General features: G+C 66.8%; 17 protein-coding genes and 1 pseudogene. 9 read left to right on the top strand and 9 right to left on the bottom strand.

Going from position 1 to position 15414, the window contains the following annotated elements; all coding sequences use genetic code 11:
• The 7 genes and pseudogenes from CEY05_RS24610 to CEY05_RS24580 all read right to left on the bottom strand — a co-directional run bounded on the left by CEY05_RS24610 (position 1) and on the right by CEY05_RS24580 (position 5583).
• Complete coding sequence (locus tag CEY05_RS24610; RefSeq protein ID WP_088599911.1) at positions 1-477, bottom strand: Zn-ribbon domain-containing OB-fold protein; 477 nt, start codon at positions 475-477, stop codon at positions 1-3.
• Positions 474-944, bottom strand: coding sequence for a MaoC family dehydratase (locus tag CEY05_RS24605; RefSeq protein ID WP_143220633.1), 471 nt, complete (start codon positions 942-944; stop codon positions 474-476). The genes CEY05_RS24610 and CEY05_RS24605 overlap by 4 nt, the downstream gene beginning before the upstream one ends.
• An 11-nt stretch (positions 945-955) precedes the next feature.
• Positions 956-1927: a nitronate monooxygenase family protein gene (locus CEY05_RS24600; protein ID WP_088599910.1), complete on the bottom strand. Its 972-nt coding sequence runs from the start codon at positions 1925-1927 to the stop codon at positions 956-958.
• A gap of 131 nt (positions 1928-2058) precedes the next feature.
• Positions 2059-2670, bottom strand: a pseudogene (locus tag CEY05_RS24595) (3-oxoacid CoA-transferase subunit B); the annotation flags it as partial.
• Between the two features lie 110 nt (positions 2671-2780).
• Positions 2781-3449 carry a 3-oxoacid CoA-transferase subunit A gene (locus tag CEY05_RS24590; protein ID WP_088599909.1) on the bottom strand — a complete coding sequence of 223 codons (669 nt, stop codon included), beginning with the start codon at positions 3447-3449 and terminating at the stop codon, positions 2781-2783.
• Between the two features lie 3 nt (positions 3450-3452).
• Positions 3453-4352, bottom strand: coding sequence for an SDR family oxidoreductase (locus CEY05_RS24585; protein ID WP_088599908.1), 900 nt, complete (start codon positions 4350-4352; stop codon positions 3453-3455).
• Between the two features lie 196 nt (positions 4353-4548).
• Positions 4549-5583 (bottom strand): enoyl-CoA hydratase-related protein, encoded by a 1035-nt coding sequence (locus CEY05_RS24580; protein WP_088599907.1) that lies wholly within the window; start codon positions 5581-5583, stop codon positions 4549-4551.
• Between the two features lie 262 nt (positions 5584-5845).
• Here CEY05_RS24580 and CEY05_RS24575 point away from each other — a divergent pair, with 262 nt between their 5' ends.
• Both CEY05_RS24575 and CEY05_RS24570 read left to right on the top strand, forming a co-directional pair.
• A complete protein-coding gene (locus CEY05_RS24575) occupies positions 5846-6694 on the top strand; it encodes an IclR family transcriptional regulator (RefSeq protein ID WP_088599906.1) in 849 nt (282 codons plus the stop codon).
• A gap of 301 nt (positions 6695-6995) precedes the next feature.
• The gene (locus CEY05_RS24570) at positions 6996-7979 is read left to right on the top strand and encodes a tripartite tricarboxylate transporter substrate binding protein (protein ID WP_088599905.1); all 984 of its coding nucleotides are present in this window, start codon (positions 6996-6998) and stop codon (positions 7977-7979) included.
• A gap of 217 nt (positions 7980-8196) precedes the next feature.
• Here CEY05_RS24570 and CEY05_RS24565 read toward each other — a convergent pair whose 3' ends face one another.
• The gene (locus tag CEY05_RS24565) at positions 8197-8511 is read right to left on the bottom strand and encodes a hypothetical protein (RefSeq protein ID WP_198952897.1); all 315 of its coding nucleotides are present in this window, start codon (positions 8509-8511) and stop codon (positions 8197-8199) included.
• Between the two features lie 77 nt (positions 8512-8588).
• Between CEY05_RS24565 and CEY05_RS24560 the strand changes: the two genes are divergently transcribed.
• The 7 genes from CEY05_RS24560 to CEY05_RS24530 all read left to right on the top strand — a co-directional run bounded on the left by CEY05_RS24560 (position 8589) and on the right by CEY05_RS24530 (position 14669).
• Positions 8589-9671 (top strand): aldose 1-epimerase, encoded by a 1083-nt coding sequence (locus CEY05_RS24560; RefSeq protein WP_088599904.1) that lies wholly within the window; start codon positions 8589-8591, stop codon positions 9669-9671.
• Positions 9672-9698: 27 nt separating this feature from the next.
• Positions 9699-10376, top strand: coding sequence for a DUF2946 family protein (locus CEY05_RS24555; RefSeq protein ID WP_088599903.1), 678 nt, complete (start codon positions 9699-9701; stop codon positions 10374-10376).
• Between the two features lie 36 nt (positions 10377-10412).
• Positions 10413-11321 carry a LysR family transcriptional regulator gene (locus tag CEY05_RS24550; protein ID WP_088599902.1) on the top strand — a complete coding sequence of 303 codons (909 nt, stop codon included), beginning with the start codon at positions 10413-10415 and terminating at the stop codon, positions 11319-11321.
• Positions 11322-11358: 37 nt separating this feature from the next.
• Positions 11359-11937, top strand: coding sequence for an NUDIX hydrolase (locus tag CEY05_RS24545; protein ID WP_088599901.1), 579 nt, complete (start codon positions 11359-11361; stop codon positions 11935-11937).
• Positions 11934-12698 (top strand): leucyl/phenylalanyl-tRNA--protein transferase, encoded by a 765-nt coding sequence (gene aat, locus CEY05_RS24540; RefSeq protein WP_088599900.1) that lies wholly within the window; start codon positions 11934-11936, stop codon positions 12696-12698. The genes CEY05_RS24545 and aat overlap by 4 nt, the downstream gene beginning before the upstream one ends.
• A 66-nt stretch (positions 12699-12764) precedes the next feature.
• A complete protein-coding gene (locus tag CEY05_RS24535; protein ID WP_088599899.1) occupies positions 12765-13511 on the top strand; it encodes an arginyltransferase in 747 nt (248 codons plus the stop codon).
• Positions 13512-13619: 108 nt separating this feature from the next.
• A complete protein-coding gene (locus tag CEY05_RS24530; RefSeq protein WP_088599898.1) occupies positions 13620-14669 on the top strand; it encodes a quinone-dependent dihydroorotate dehydrogenase in 1050 nt (349 codons plus the stop codon).
• 139 nt (positions 14670-14808) lie between these two features.
• On the opposite strand, the gene phaP is transcribed toward CEY05_RS24530, so the two are convergent.
• Positions 14809-15399, bottom strand: coding sequence for a TIGR01841 family phasin (phaP, locus tag CEY05_RS24525; protein WP_088599897.1), 591 nt, complete (start codon positions 15397-15399; stop codon positions 14809-14811).
• Positions 15400-15414 lie beyond the last annotated feature (15 nt).

Raw genomic sequence — 15414 nt, 5'->3', positions numbered from 1 at the left:
TCATTCCGCCGGGGTGAATGCAGATGGGGAGGAGGCTGCGGGGGTGGAGACAGCCGGCGTGAAGACAGGATACGGATCATCGTCTTCCGCGTCCGGCGCGTGCACCTGGAAGCGCACCCGCAGGCCGATGGCGACGTCGGCCGCCGGCAAGCCTTCGACGCGGCTCATCAGGCGAAAACCTTCGTCGCAGTCGATCAGCGCGACGTTATAGGGATCGCCTTTGCGTGGATGGACCACCGAGGTGCTGTACACCGTTCCCGCCCCACTGCTGACACGCCACTCCAGGCAGTCTTCGCCGGTATAAGGGCACAGGACACGGGGAAAGAACACGGCCTTGTCCGCCGCGGGGCTGTATTGATAGGCCAGGCGCCCTTCGCGCAAATGCCCGAGGTAAATTGAATAAGGCGATGGGGACCGCGCCGGCGCCTGCGCCAACGGAGTCCGGCTCTGGGACTGGCCCTGCCCTTGATCCGTCATGACTGCCCCTCCTTCCCATACATCACCGAAATCGTCTCGGCCACCATGGCCGGCCTGTCCACGCCCTCGATCTCGATGCGATTGGCGAAGGTCAGGCGCGCGCCGCCCTCGACCGGATCGTAGGCTTGCAAGGTGCGATGCAGGCGGATGCGCGCCCCGCACTGCACCGGCGCGGTGAAGCGCACCTTGTTGGACCCGTAGTTGACACCCTTCGAGCGCCGCCGCACGCGGCAGATCTTCGCGCCCAGGAAGGTGATCAAGGACAGCGTCAACAGGCCATGCGCGATGGTCCTGCCTTGCGGCAGTTCGCGCCTGGCCCGTTCCACGTCGACGTGTATCCAGTTGTCGTCGCCCGAGACCTGGGCGAAGGCGTCGATGCGGGCCTGGTCGATCTCCAGCCACTCACTGGTTCCCAGCAACTGGCCCACATAGCGTTGCAGGTCGTACGGCGTATCCACTTCCAGCATGACGTTCCTCCTTATTGGTCCATCAGGGTCAGCAGCCGCTCGCGCACCAGGCTGTCGGCCTGGGCCACGATGCGCGCCACCAGTTCCGCGCAGGTCGGTACGTCGTCGATCAGCCCCTGCACCATGCCCACCGTCCAGATGCCTTCCTCGACGTCGCCTTCTTCATAAACGCGACGGCCCTTGCCGCCGGCCACCTTGGGCCCGATCTCCGCGATACCCAGGCCGGCCTGCTCCATTTCGACCACGCCGCGCGCCAGCGCGGTACGTGCCACGCGGCTGCTGTTGCGCAGGCTGCGCAGGATCAGGATGGTGTCGGCCTCGGTATTGGCGACGATGGTCTGCTTGATGTTGTCGTGCACCGGCGACTCCCGCGTGCACATGAAGCGGGTGCCCATATTGATGCCCTCGGCGCCCAGCGCCAGCGCGGCCACCAGGCCACGCGCGTCGCCGAAGCCACCGGAGGCGATCACCGGAATGCTGACCTGGGCCACCGTGGCGGGGATCAGGATCAAGCCGGGAATGTCGTCTTCGCCGACGTGGCCCGCGCATTCAAAACCGTCGATGCTGACCGCGTCGACGCCGATCTGCTCGGCCTTGCGGGCGTGGCGCGGCGTGGTGCACTTGTGGATGACCTTGATGCCGGCCGCCTTGAACGCCGGCATGTGCGCTACCGGGTTGTTGCCGGCCGTCTCCACGATCTTGACGCCGCTGTCGATGATCACGTCACGGTAGGCGTCATAGGGCACGGGTTTGAGCGTGGGCAGTATCGTCAGATTGACCGCGAAAGGCCGGTCCGTCATTGACCGTACGCGTTCGATCTCCTTGGCCAGGTCCTCCGGCGTGGGCTGGGTCAGCGCGGTCAGCACGCCCAGCGCGCCGGCGTTGGACACCGCGGCCACCAGTTCCGCGCGCGCGACCCATTGCATGCCGCCTTGTACGATGGGGTGCTCGATGCCGAGCAATCGGGTAATCGCGGTTTTCAACGGCCGCCTCCTTGTTGATGTCGAAAGGCATCCGTGCGGACGGACGCCGAGGGGGAAGTACGCGGCGCCGCGGTCGCCGCGCCCGCTACATCGGCGGGCACGGCCGCCGGCACATAGGGACCGCAATCGGGCGCCAGCGTCAGCCGTGCGCCGGTCATGGCCTGCAAGGCGGCGAAGTCCATGCCTTGCAGCAGGCGGCTGACGACCAGGCCGGCTGGCGTCACGTCGATCACCGCCAGATCGGTATAGTTGCGATCGACGCAGCCGGCCGCCGTCAGGGGATAGGTGCAGCGATCCAGGATGCGCGGCTCGCCGGACTTTTGCACATGCTCCATCAGCACCCACACCTGGGCCGCGCCCGCGGCCAGGTCCATGGCGCCGCCCACGCCGGGAATCTGCCCCTCGGCGTCGGTCGTCCAGTTGGCCAGGTCGCCGTTGGCGCCCACCTGGAAAGCCCCCAGGCAGGCGATGTCGATGTGGCCGCCCCGCACCATCAGGAAGGAATCGCTGTGGCTGAAGACAGATGCGCCCGGCAGCAGGGTGACGAACTGCTTGCCCGCGTTGAGCACGTCCGGATCTTCGTCGCCCGCTTGCGGGGCGGGCCCCAGCCCCAATAAGCCCTGCTCGCTGTGCAACAGGAGTTCACGTCCGGCCGGCACGTAGTCGGCGATCAGCGTCGGCACGCCTATGCCCAGGTTGACGCAGCTGCCTTCGGGGATATCGTGCGCAGCGACACGCGCCATGTCCTGGCGGCTGAGGCCTCTGCGGGTGGCCGCGACGCTGGCGCTGCCGCTAACGTTGGCGCTGGCAATTGTCGTCGCCGCGACGGATGTATTTTTCACGGAATCGGTCTTCATGGTCTCACCTCCACCAGGCGATCGATGAAATTGGCGGGCGTCACGATATGCTCCGGATCGAGCGCGCCCAGTTCGACGACTTCGCTGACCTGGGCAACGGCCAGCCTGGCCGCGCCGGCCATGACGGGATTATTGATGCGGGCGCCGCGGTGATAGACCAGGTTGCCCCAGCGGTCGCCACGCAACGCCTTGATCAAGGCCGCGTCACCGCGCAAGGGCTTTTCGAAGACGTATTCCTGGCCGTCGATGATGCGCGTCTCCTTGCCCTGCGCCAGCCGGGTGCCGGCACCGGTGCGGGTGAAGAAGCCGCCGATGCCGGCCGCGCCGGCGCGGATGCGTTCGGCCAGCGTGCCTTGCGGCACCAGTTCCAGTTCTATCTTGCCGGCTGCGTAGAGCTCGTCGAAGATGGTCTTGCCCTGCAAGCCGCGCGGGAAGGAGCACACCATCTTGCGGATGCGGCCCGCGCGCATCAGGTCGCCGACAATGTCCTGGCCGATGGTGGCGTTGTTGGCGACGATGGTGAGATCGCGCACGCCCAGCGCCAGCACGCCCTCCATCAATTCGGCCGGTCGTCCCGACGTACCGAATCCGCCCACCAGCAGGACGTCGCCGTCCTTGATGCCGGCCACCGCGTCGGCGATGGACTTCATGCGTTTGTCTATCATCGCTCAGTCCAGGTCGTGGCCCTTCATGTCGGCATTGCGGCGCGCGCGCCGTGCCAGGTCCAGCAGCACGGGACCGATGCGTTCAGGGTCGTCCACGGGCTCGGCCTCCGGCCCGCGATGCCATCCCTCCATGGCGGACAGATGCCCGCCGCCCACCTCGAACACCCGTCCGGTCACTTCGGCGCTGGCGGCGCTGGCCAGCCAGACCACCACCGGGGCGATCCAGCGGGGGTGGCGCGCGGCGATTTCTTCCGGCGTGCGTTCGCGCAGGTTTTCCGTCATGCGGGTCTGGGCATGCGGGGAGATGGCATTCACGGTGACGCCATAGCGTTTCAGCTCACGCGCCGCGATGACGGTCAGGGCGGCGATGCCGGCCTTGGCCGCGCCGTAGTTCGTCTGGCCGATATTGCCGTACAGGCCGGACGAAGACGAGGTGTTGATGATGCGCGCGTTCACCCGCTCGCCGGAGAGCTTCTGCAGGCTGCGCCAATGGACGGCGGCATGATGCGCGGTCGCGAACGTGCCCTTCAGATGCACGTTGATGATGGCGTCCCATTCGCTTTCTTCCATGTTGACCAGCATGCGGTCACGCAGGATGCCGGCGTTGTTGACCAGGGCATGCAGGGCACCGTAATGGGCGACCGTGCTCTCTATCATCTGGCGGGCGCCATTCCAGTCGGCCACGTCGTCGCCGTTGGCGATGGCGTCGCCGCCGGCGGCGCGGATTTCGTCGACCACGGCTTGGGCGGCCGACAGATCCTGGCCGATGCCGTCACGCGACACGCCCAGGTCGTTGACCACCACCTTGGCGCCATGCGCCGCCAGCTGCATCGCGTATTCACGGCCGATGCCACGGCCGGCGCCCGTCACGATGACGACCCGGCCTTCACATAGTTTGCTCATTCCATCCTCCAGATAAGTGACTCGTTCGATTTCTTGGCTTTTTGTCCGAGGCCATTTGTGTGTGCCGCCGGTTCGTTGCGTTTTTCGTTGCGTTTTTCGTTGCGCTTTTTCGTTGCGCTTTTTCGTTGCGTTATCTCGTGCCGCCAGCGTCGCCTCGGCGGCCTGACCGCCCTGGGACCGGCCCCGCTCCCGCTTCCTACAGGAAGCGCGGCGGGCGCTTTTCCACGAAGGCGGCGGCGGCCTCGCGGTGATCCGGCATTTCCGTGCAGCGCGCGTGGCGCCAGCATTCGCGGTCCAGCATGTCGGGCAGCGACAGATGCGCGGCGTCGTTCAGATTGGCCTTGATGTGCCCGATGGCGGTACGCGGGCCGGTGGCCAGGCCCCGGGCGATGCCCATGACCTCGGCCTCCAGCGCTTCCGGCTGGAACACCGCGTTCAGCAATCCCAAGCCCAGCGCGGCCTGGGCATCCAGCATGGGCGAGACCAGGTAAAGCTCGCGCGCCTTGGCCATGCCGACCAGGCGCGGCAGGAAATAGTGGCCGCCAAAATCCCCCGACAGCCCGACATTGACGAAACCCGTACGCAAGCGCGCCGTATCGTCGCCATAGCGCAGGTCGCAAGCCAGGGCCAGGCTCAGGCCGGCACCCACCGCCGGCCCGCGCATCATCGCGATGGTCGGCTTCGGCATGGTGTGCAGCAGCTCGCAGATGCCCGTGCGGCGCCGCAGCCCGGCCATTTTCTGCTCGAAGGACAGGGGCGGTGGCTCAGCCGTCCCCGCAGTGCTCCCGACGCCCGGACCAAGACTGTTTTTCGCGGTGCCGCCGACGTTGGCGTTGGCGTTGGCGTTGGCGTTGGCGTTGGCGTTGGCGTTGGCGTTGGTGTTGGTGTTGGTGTTGGTGTTGGCGCTGGCGCTGGTGCTGGCATCGGCGCCAGGCGTGCTGCCGGCGTTCGCCCCTGCCGCCATCCGCGCAACATCTCCGCCCGCGCAAAAGGCCGTGCCGGCGCCGGTGAGGACCACCGCAGCGATGCCATCGTCATCGGCGGCCGCGCGCAACGCTGTCAGCAGCGCGGCATACAGAGCGGGGCTGAGCGCATTGCGGCGCTGCGGGCGATTCAAGGTCAGCACCAGCAGCCGACCCTCCTGCCTTTGCAGCAGATCCTGGCCGCCATCCGTACTATCGCTGTCGGTCGAAAGGGGCACGGCGGTGCTCCGCGTGTCGGTATGGTTCACATCGTCTCCTTGGCCTGACTTTTCTTCGTAACCTGGATAGTCGTTTCGTACCCGACTCGCCGGCCTTTTTTTATCCTAGGGGAAGACGCTGATTGCGTGCGCGGTGGCGCCGCATTTATACGTCCACATATCGAGATACCGGACCATCCAGTACGTCCACCTCCCTGTATTCCGGCTACAAATCACATCGGGGTCGGCCGCTGGCCAGGTCCAACATATAGAAGAAGCGCATCGCCACGCATGCGGCGCGGAGACACAAGACATGAGTCCCAGCATTCCCACTCCCTCGGCCAGCGCGGCCGCCGGCACCCAGACCCTGCATCGGGCGGTATCCCTGTTGCGCCTGATCACCGCCAACAATCGCAGCGGCAGCCGCCTGGTCGACCTCTATCGCCGCACCGGCCTGGAACGCCCCACCGCGCATCGCATACTGCAAGGCATGATCGCCGAGCAGCTGATACGCCAGGACAGCCACAGCAAGCGCTACTACCTGGGATCCCTGCTGTACGAGATGGGACTGGCCGCCGCGCCCAAGCTGGCCTTGCGCGACATCTGCCACCCCTACCTGGAGACCCTGGCGGAGCAGACCGGCGATACCGTTTTCATGACGGTGCGTTCCGGTTTCGACGGCGTCTGCGTGGCGCGTGCGGACGGCGCATTTCCCATCAAGATGTTCGTGCTGGACGTCGGCCGGCATCGGCCGCTGAACGTCGGCGCGGGCGGCCTGGCCGTGCTCAGCGCCCTGCCCGATGACGAGATCCAGCGCATCTGCCGGGTCAATGTCACACGTACCCAGCGCAAGAATCCGCGCTTCACCGACGCCCAGTTGCGCGCCAGCATTGCCGCCACGCGCCGGCGCGGCTATGCCACCAACAAGGTGATGGACAATCCGCCGGTGCATTCCGTCGGCCTGGTGGTCCGCTATCCGGACGGCACGCCGGCAGCGGGCATCAGCGTATCGACCCTGGCCTCGCGCCTGGGCAAGGATCGCCTGGAGATGGTGGTGCGCTGCCTGGGCGACGCGGTGGAATCCATCGAAGCCGATCTGCGCCGGCATATGGCCAACGACGCCACGGCGCCTGCCTGCGCAGTCCAGGCGCAAGCGGCATGAGACCGCACGCCGCCTGAAGTCCAATTTATGGACTTGAATCTGCGACCTTCGCGCGCCGCCGCCGTTCGCGCACGGCCTTAAGTCCTTAGACTTTTTTTCGAGTCCTGCGACCGTCACGCAATGGCCGTCGCGGTACCGAACCTTATATCCAGAAGAACATACCGCCCCAACGCGGTGGAGGACGACAATGACATCCCTGATTTCCCGACGCTGGGCCGACGTGACCCGTTTAGCCCGTTTGGCTCGTTCGGTCCGATTAGCTCCTTCGGTCCGTTTGGCTCCTTCGGTCCGTATTGCCGGCATGGGCCGCACGACCCATGTGGCAGCCCTCGCCACGGGCCTGGCCATGGCGCTCTGCACGGCTGCCGCGCAGGCCGAGTATCCCGACCATCCCATCCAGGCCGTCTCGCCTTACGCCGCCGGCGGCGCCAACGACTTTCTCACCCGGCTGATGGCGCAGCACATGGGCACGGCGCTCAAGACCACCATCGTGGTGGAGAACAAGGCTGGCGCGAACGGCATCGTCGGCGCCGGTTTCGTGGCCAAGGCGGCACCGGACGGCTACACCCTGCTGATGGGCAATAGCGCCACCCACGGCACCAATCCGACGCTGTACAAGCAGATGCCCTACGACCCCGACCGCGATTTCGCACCGGTGGGCATGGTGGCTTCCGTACCCATCGTGCTGGCCGTCAACGCCAAGCTGGGCGTCAACAACATTCCCGAACTGCTGGCCTACGCCAAGGCCCACCCTGGCAAGCTGGCTTTCGGCAGCAGCGGCGTGGGCGGCACCGGCCACCTGTGCGGCGAGGCCTTCAAGGCGGAAACCGGGCTGGACATGGTGCATGTGCCCTATAAAGGCGACGCGCCGGCCGTGGCCGATGCCATGGGCGGACAAGTGCCGATGGCGTTCGTCGGCGTTGCGTCGGCGGCGCCGCTGCTGGCGTCGGGCAAGATCAAGATCCTGGCCGTGGCCAGCGCCCATCGATCGGGCTCGCTGCCCACGGTGCCCACCATGGCCGAGGCCGGCTACAAGGACATCCTGTTCGCCCAGTGGTACGCCCTGGTCACGCGGGCCGGCACGCCGGCACCGGTCATCGCCAAGCTGAACGCGGCAACCAAGACGGTGCTGGCGCAAGAGGACGTGAAGAAAAGCCTGGCCACGCAAGGCGCCGATCCCGAATACATGACGCCGGACCAGTTGCGCGGCTTCTACCAGTCGGAGATCAAACGCTTCGCGGAAATCATCACACGCCTGGGTATCAAGGCGGAACAGGCGGAATAAGCGGGATTGGCCGGATTGGCCGGATTGGCCGGGTTGGCTAGGTTGGCTAGGTCGGCTAGGTCGGCTAGGTCGGCTAGGTCGGCTAGGTTGGCTAGGTCGGCTAGCTTGGCTGGGTTGGCTAGGTTGGCCAATAGGGCCGAGGCTCGGGATCGGCCTGGATGCGGGGCCGGATGCGATTTCTACGTCGCGGGCGCGATGCCGCGCCATCGATGCCTCATCAGGCCCTATTGGCGATGCGCGCGGCGCTTTCCAGGCGGCCAAGCAGCGCGCCCGGTGGCCGCGCGGCAAGGCGCGCGAAACGGTGCCTCAGGCGCAGCATCCGCACCGGCCGCGGATTCGTCGGCGGATCTACCGCAGGCGGCACGCCGGGAGGAGGATCGCCTTCGGGCGCAGGGGTGTCGTCCGGATCGGGGGGCGGGCTTTGCGGGCCGCCCGGGGGCGGCATGCCGGGATCCGTGCCCGGCGGTTCGGGCGTGATCTGGGCGTAATGAAATACAGGTTGAAGATTGGCGGGCAACAGCAGGCTCATCATGATGGCGGAGATCCGGTCGGCGACGTCGAAGCCTCCGGCTGAGCAAGCGCCATGCCGCCTATCTCTATAATCCAGCGATGACCGATACCGCCGCTCCCCTGCGCCTGACGACAGGCCCCGCCACGCTCGAACTGCTGCCCGCACTGGGCGGCACGATTCTTCGTTATGACTGGCACGGCGTGCCGGTCTTGCGTCCCACCGAGGGGATTCCCACGCAGTCGCGGGTGACGGCCTGCTATCCCCTGGCGCCCTATTCCAACCGCATCGCCGATGCGCGGCTGGCCTTCGACGGCAAGTCCTGGCCCATCCCGCGCACCGCGGACAACCACCCGCTGCCTATCCACGGCATCACCTGGCAACGCCCCTGGACCGTGACCCACCAGGACGCCACCCATGTGACCATGGAACAGCACTATGAGGTCACGGACGACAACGCAGAGGCAGGCAAGGCACCGGCCGCCGATGCCGCAGGCGCACCGGCAGACGCATCAGCAGGCGCACCGGCAGACGCATCAGCAGACGCACCGGCAGACGCACCGGCAGACGCACCGGCAGGCAATGCGGCGGACATCGCCCCCATCGCCCCCTGGCCCTTCCCTTTCCACGCGACGCAGTCCTTCGAACTCAGCGAGGATGCCTTGCGCATCACGCTGACCTTGCGCAACACGGGCACCACGGATCAACCGGCCGGACTGGGCTGGCATCCCTATTTCCCCCGCACACCGCAAACGCGCGTGCGTGCCGATGTCAGCCATATGTGGGTCAACGACGACCGGAGCCTGCCCCAGGACCTGCTCGATACCGGTGGCGCCGTGGGTGACGGCCTGCCGGTGACGCAAGTCGACCTGGACAACGTTTTCAACGGCTTTACCGGCTCGGCCAGCGTCGCCTGGCCGGAACGGGGCATGGCGGTGGACCTGGAAGCCCATGCCCCACTGATCCATCTGGTCATCTTCACGCCGCCTGGCATGCCGCACATCGCGGTGGAGCCGGTCAGCAATATGACCGACGCCTTCAATCGCTACGCCCAGGACGCGGCGCCGGAGCTGACCGAGCTTGCGCCGGGCGTGCGCCAGGACCGTGCCACCGGCACGCTGATCCTGGCTCCCGGCGCCCAGGCCAGCGCTACGCTGACCCTGCGGCCCCGTCGGCTGCGCTGACCGCCTCGGCCGCGGAGAACCCCACGCATGGACGACGCAGTCCTCGCCGCGATCCAGCGCTGGCCCGACGTGCCGGCGGTGTCCGGCTGGTTGTCGCTGGACCAGCGGGGGCGCTGGCGCCTGCATCCCAATGGCGATGCCGACCAGGGGGGGCCGGGCGAAAGCATCACCAGTCCCGCCATCCTGGCCTTCATCGACCGCAACTACGCGCGCGCTGACGACGGCCGCTGGTTTTTCCAGAACGGTCCCCAGCGGGTCTACGTGCGCCTGGACGCCGCGCCCTACATCCTGCGGGTGAACGGCGATGGCAGCGGCCTGCAGACCCACACCGGGCTGGCCACGGGCCGGATATCCGGGTGGTGGCTGGACGAGGATGGCCGGCTCTATGCCGACACCGACGCCGGCCCGGGCATGCTCGACGGCCGCGACATGCCGCGCGTCCTGGACGCCCTGTTCCTGGCCGACGGCAAACCGGCCCTGGAGAGCCTGGCGGCCCTGCCGTTGAACGGTACGCTGGCAGTGTCTTACCGGCCGGACTTGGCCGCGTCGACGCCAGCCACCGCCGCCGCTGAGACTGCTGAGACCGCTGATATCGCCGCTGCCACCGAGACCGCCAACGCCAACAAGGCCGCCGACGTCGCTGACGTCACCCACGCCACCCGCAGCCATATCGCCCAGGCGCTGGGCTACGCCACGGGCTGCTGACCCGCGGCCGCCCACGCTCCCCGCCACAAGGACATCATGGACACGCATAGCGCGATGCGCACTTTCGCCAAGGTGGTCGAACTGGGCTCGTTCGCCGCGGCGGCCGCCAAGCTGGACCAGGCCCGTTCGGCGGTCACGCGCCAGGTCGCTTTCCTTGAGCAGCGCTACGGCGTGCGCCTGCTCAACCGCACCACGCGCAAGCTGGGCCTGACCGATGCCGGCCAGGCCTTCTACGACCGCATCCGCCCCATCCTGACCGACCTGGACGATCTGGAGCAGGCCTTGCAGGCTGAAGACCGTCGCCCCAGCGGCCGCCTGCGCGTGGCCGCGCCGGTTTCCTTCGGCGTGCGCCACCTGGGCCCGGCCATCGCCGACTATATCGCCACCTACCCGGACGTCTTCATCGACCTGGACTTGAATGACCGGGTGGTGGACCTGGTGGAAGAAGGCTACGACGTGGCCGTGCGCATCGGCAGCCTGCCGGATTCCACGCTGGTCGCGCGGCCGCTGGCGACGCAAGCCCTGAAGGTCTGCGCCGCGCCGGCCTATCTGGCAGCCAATGGCGAGCCGCGCCAGCCGGACGACCTGAAGCGCCACCGCTGCCTGCAATATGCCTATTCACGCACCGGCAACGAATGGCGCTTCGAAAAGGACGGCCAGTCGTTTGCCGTGCGGGTGCCCACGTCCCTGCGCGCCAACAATGGCGACATCCTGCGCACGGCCGCCGTGGCGGGCCACGGCATCGTCCTGCAACCGGGCTTCCTGGTCGACACCGACATCGCCGCCGGGCGCCTGGTGCCGCTGCTGCGCGACTACAGCACCTCGCCCATCACCATGTATGCCGTCTACCCCCACCGGCGCTACCTGACCGCCAAAGTGCGCACCTTCGTCGCCTTCCTGGAAGCGCGCTTCAGCGCGGGCGCCGTAACCGCTGTCGGCGAATGACGCACCGCGACGCACGCCAACCGTTAGAATCGGCACCATGAGTGCAAAGCCCATCACCTATTTCCCCGCCCCGCGCCTCGCGCACTACTGTAGCCAGTGCGGCACGCCCGTGGTCCGGCGCGTCCCCGAAGGCGACAATCGCGAGCGCGATGTCTGCGACAACTGCGGCGCCATCCATTACCAGAATCCCCGGGTGGTGGTGGGCACCGTCCCCGTATGGGAAGGCCGCATCCTGCTGTGCCGCCGCGCCATCGAGCCGCGCTACGACACCTGGACATTGCCGGCGGGTTTCATGGAGCTGGGCGAAACCACGGCGCAGGGCGCCATGCGCGAAACGCTGGAGGAATCCGGGGCGCGCGTGAAACTGGGCGGCCTCTTCACCGTCGTCGATGTGCCGCAGGTGGACCAGGTGCACATCTATCATCTGGCCCAGGCCCTGGGCCCGGAACTCGATCCCGGCCCCGAAAGCCTGGAAGCCCGCTACTTCGACGAGGCCGACATCCCCTGGGATGACCTGTCCTTCCGTACCGTGGTGACGACGCTGCGGCATTATCTGGACGATCGGCGGCGCGGCGTGTTCGAGCCGCATTACTACTCTCTCGATACACCGCATTGAAGCTGCCCTGGCTGGAACCCCATACGCCGCTGCCGCCCGCCGCGTCGGCGCTGCGCGACCCGGATGGCTTGCTGGCGGCAGGCGCCGACCTGTCGGTGGAGCGCCTGCGGGAAGCGTATGGCAAGGGCATTTTCCCCTGGTATTCGGAAGGCGAGCCGGTGCTGTGGTGGAGCCCCGACCCGCGCATGGTGCTGGCCTGCGCCGACTTCGTCGAGTCCCATACGCTGGCCAAGCGCCTGCGGCGCATGGCACGCGAAGAAGGCACGCCCGCGGCGACCATCGAAGTGCGTGTCGATACCGCCTTCGAACAGGTGCTGCGGGCCTGCGCCGCGCCGCGCGGGCAGCAGAACGGCACCTGGATCACCCCGGAAATGCAGGACACATACCTGGCCTGGCATCGCGTGGGCGGCGCCCACAGCATTGAAACCTGGATCGATGGGCGCCTGAGCGCCGGCCTGTATGGCATCAGCCTGGGCGGCATGTTCTTCGGCGAGTCGATGTTCACGCACGTCACCGACGGCTCGAAAATCGCCCTCGCCCATCTGGTGCGCTTCCTGGTCCGCCACGGCGTGCCCTGGATCGACTGCCAGCAGCAGACGCGCCACCTGGCCAGCCTGGGCGCGCAAGCCATCCCGCGCGCTCGCTTTGTCGACGAAGTGCAACAGTTGGTCAGGCGGGCCCAGCCCCCATGGTGCCCAGGGCGGCTCGACACCTCGGGCCACCTGCATCCACATCCAGCGCCCTCTGCCAATCCGGTTTAGGCGTTATCATGTCCGCACGCAGCCGGCCACGGATACAAACACAGGCCGGCGACAGCCGCAGCGCACATGAGCCAGCTCAAGGAACTTCCGTTTTCCACTCTGCAGTTCTATGCGACGGCGCCTTACCCGTGCAGTTACCTGCCCGGACGCCAGGCCCGCTCGCAGGTGGCTGCGCCTGGGCATCTGATCAACGCTGGCACCTATTCCCAACTGGTCGAGCAAGGTTTCCGGCGTAGCGGCCTGTTTACCTACCGGCCGCATTGCGACGGCTGCCACGCCTGCATCCCGGTCCGGGTCGATACCACCCATTTCGCGCCCAATCGCAGCCAGCGGCGCGCCTGGCGTGACCACGGCAACCTGCAGTCCTTCGTCGCCGAGCTGGCCTGGTCGCCGGAACATTATTCCCTGTACACCCGCTATCAGCAGGGCCGGCATCCGGGCGGCGGCATGGACGAGGACAGCCGCACCCAGTACGCGCAATTCCTGCTGACCAGCCGCGTCAATACCCGGCTGGTGGAATTCCGCACGCCCGACGGCCAACTGGCGATGGTGTCCATCATCGACGTGCTGGACGAAGGGCTCTCGTCGGTCTACACCTTCTACGATCCCGACCTGCCGGGCAGCCTGGGGACCTACAGCATCCTGTGGCAGATCGAACAATGCCGCACCCTGGACCTGCCCTGGCTCTACCTGGGCTACTGGATCGAGGCCAGCCGCAAGATGGCCTACAAGGCCAATTTCCAGCCGGCCGAACTGCTGGTCAACGGTCTCTGGCAGCCGCCACGGGAAGACGGCACGGCGCCGCAACCGTAGCGCAGGAATCGACTGCGGAAACAGCGGCGACGCTGGCCGCCCGCCGGTGTCGCGCACGGGTTCTCACTGGCTCGCCTGATCCCCGCTCTGCCTCTACAATTCGCCCCCATGTCTATCCTCTTTCAAGCCTACCCCCTGGCCCGCGCGGCGCTGTTCGCCATGGATGCGGAAACCGCGCATGAAGTGACCTTGAAGTCGCTGCAACGCGCCTACGATTGCGGCGCCACGCGTTCGCTGCTGCATGCGGCGCCCATGGCGCCAGCCGACCTGATGGGGCTGCGCCTGCGCAACCCCGTCGGCCTGGCCGCGGGCCTGGACAAGAACGGCGCCTACGTCGACGCGCTGGGTAATCTGGGCTTCGGTTTCATCGAAGTCGGCACCGTGACGCCGCGCGCCCAGCCGGGCAATCCCAAGCCCCGCATGTTCCGCCTGCCGCGCGCCGAAGCGCTGATCAACCGCTTGGGCTTCAACAACCAGGGGTTGGAGGCGTTCATTGCCAACGTGACGCGCAGTAAATGGCGCGCGAATGGCGGCATCCTGGGCCTGAACATCGGCAAGAACGCCGACACGCCCATCGAGCGTGCCGCCGAGGACTACCTGATCGGCCTGGCCGGCGTGTATCCCCATGCCGACTACGTGACGGTGAATATCTCGTCGCCCAATACCAAGAACCTGCGCGCCCTGCAGAGCAGCGATGAGTTGGGCGTCCTGCTGGCGCAATTGCAGGAGCGCCGCAAGCAGTTGGCCGACACGCATGGCCGCCAGGTGCCGCTGGCGGTCAAGATTGCACCGGACCTGACTACCGAACAAATTGATGCCATCGCGGACACCTTGCCACGCTACGGCGTGGATGGCGTCATCGCCACCAACACCACGCTGTCGCGCGAAGCGGTGGCCACGCTGCCGCATGCCCAGGAAGCAGGCGGGCTGTCCGGGCCGCCAGTGCACGAGTTGTCCCTGGCGGTCATCGCCCGGCTGCGCGAGCGCATGGGTAAGGACTTCGCCATCATCGGCGTAGGCGGCATCGCCTCTGGCCGCCAGGCGCGCGAAAAGATGGCCGCGGGGGCCAACGCCGTACAGCTGTACACGGGCTTGATCTACAAGGGCCCGGCCCTGGTGCGCGAATGCGTCCAGGCCGTCGCCACCGGCGGCAAATAACCAGAGCAAAAAAATAGAGCAAAAAAAGGGGCCGCCCTAGGGCGGCCCAATTTCCAGCTCTGCTCAAACTCTACAAAGCATACCCCTGCTTAAGCGTCCGGCCAAGCGCGCCAACGGCGCACCCGGTCCCGGCATTGCCTTAAGCTGCGGCGGCAGCGCGACGGCTGCGGGGCGAGGCGACTTTATTGGCGGCATCGGCGGCATCCGAAGCAGCCTTGAAAGTCGCGTTGGCGGCGGCATTCAGGTTCGACTCGGCAACTTCAGCGGCCTGCTTGGCGGCCTTGGTCATCGAATCATAGGCGCTGGTAGCGGTAGCCAGCGAGGACTTGATCAGGGCGACAGCACCTTCCGAACCGGTGGGCGCATTCTTCGACCACTGGTCGATGGCGTCCGAGATCTGCACCTGGCCTTCGGCGATCTGCTCTTCACCCAGCTTGACCAGCTCAGTCTGCACACCGGTAACGATGTCGTACACATGCTTGCCGTAGGCCAGAGCCTTTTCAGCGCCCGGCTGCACCAGGTTCGTCGAGAAAGCGACGGCTTCCTGGGCATCCTTGACGCCGCTGGCTTGCTGCGAACGCAAAGCCACCTCATCCAAGCTGGCCTTGACGACCTTCAGATTCAGGTCGACCAGCTTCTCAAAACCCGAGAACAGCGCGGTTTGCGCGGCGATGAAGGTGTTGATTTGAGCTTTCTGGCGGTCCAGGACTTGTTGCGGAATGGCGGTCATTTAAGAATCTCCTGT

This window comes from Achromobacter sp. HZ34 (genome assembly GCF_002209485.1).
In the GTDB taxonomy this organism is placed as follows: domain Bacteria; phylum Pseudomonadota; class Gammaproteobacteria; order Burkholderiales; family Burkholderiaceae_B; genus Bordetella_C.
The sequence above is the reverse complement of the archived record's forward strand: the minus strand, read 5'-3'. Positions and strand labels throughout refer to the sequence as shown.

Bases quoted from the DNA above. Each gene is read 5' to 3' on its own strand.
- CEY05_RS24610 (WP_088599911.1), bottom strand. From the start codon at position 477: ATGACGGATCAAGGGCAGGGCCAGTCCCAGAGCCGGACTCCGTTGGCG.
- CEY05_RS24605 (WP_143220633.1), bottom strand. From the start codon at position 944: ATGCTGGAAGTGGATACGCCGTACGACCTGCAACGCTATGTGGGCCAG.
- CEY05_RS24590 (WP_088599909.1), bottom strand. From the start codon at position 3,449: ATGATAGACAAACGCATGAAGTCCATCGCCGACGCGGTGGCCGGCATC.
- CEY05_RS24585 (WP_088599908.1), bottom strand. From the start codon at position 4,352: ATGAGCAAACTATGTGAAGGCCGGGTCGTCATCGTGACGGGCGCCGGC.
- CEY05_RS24575 (WP_088599906.1), top strand. From the start codon at position 5,846: ATGAGTCCCAGCATTCCCACTCCCTCGGCCAGCGCGGCCGCCGGCACC.
- CEY05_RS24570 (WP_088599905.1), top strand. From the start codon at position 6,996: ATGGGCCGCACGACCCATGTGGCAGCCCTCGCCACGGGCCTGGCCATG.
- CEY05_RS24565 (WP_198952897.1), bottom strand. From the start codon at position 8,511: ATGATGAGCCTGCTGTTGCCCGCCAATCTTCAACCTGTATTTCATTAC.
- CEY05_RS24560 (WP_088599904.1), top strand. From the start codon at position 8,589: ATGACCGATACCGCCGCTCCCCTGCGCCTGACGACAGGCCCCGCCACG.
- CEY05_RS24555 (WP_088599903.1), top strand. From the start codon at position 9,699: ATGGACGACGCAGTCCTCGCCGCGATCCAGCGCTGGCCCGACGTGCCG.
- CEY05_RS24550 (WP_088599902.1), top strand. From the start codon at position 10,413: ATGGACACGCATAGCGCGATGCGCACTTTCGCCAAGGTGGTCGAACTG.
- CEY05_RS24545 (WP_088599901.1), top strand. From the start codon at position 11,359: ATGAGTGCAAAGCCCATCACCTATTTCCCCGCCCCGCGCCTCGCGCAC.
- CEY05_RS24535 (WP_088599899.1), top strand. From the start codon at position 12,765: ATGAGCCAGCTCAAGGAACTTCCGTTTTCCACTCTGCAGTTCTATGCG.
- CEY05_RS24530 (WP_088599898.1), top strand. From the start codon at position 13,620: ATGTCTATCCTCTTTCAAGCCTACCCCCTGGCCCGCGCGGCGCTGTTC.
- phaP (WP_088599897.1), bottom strand. From the start codon at position 15,399: ATGACCGCCATTCCGCAACAAGTCCTGGACCGCCAGAAAGCTCAAATC.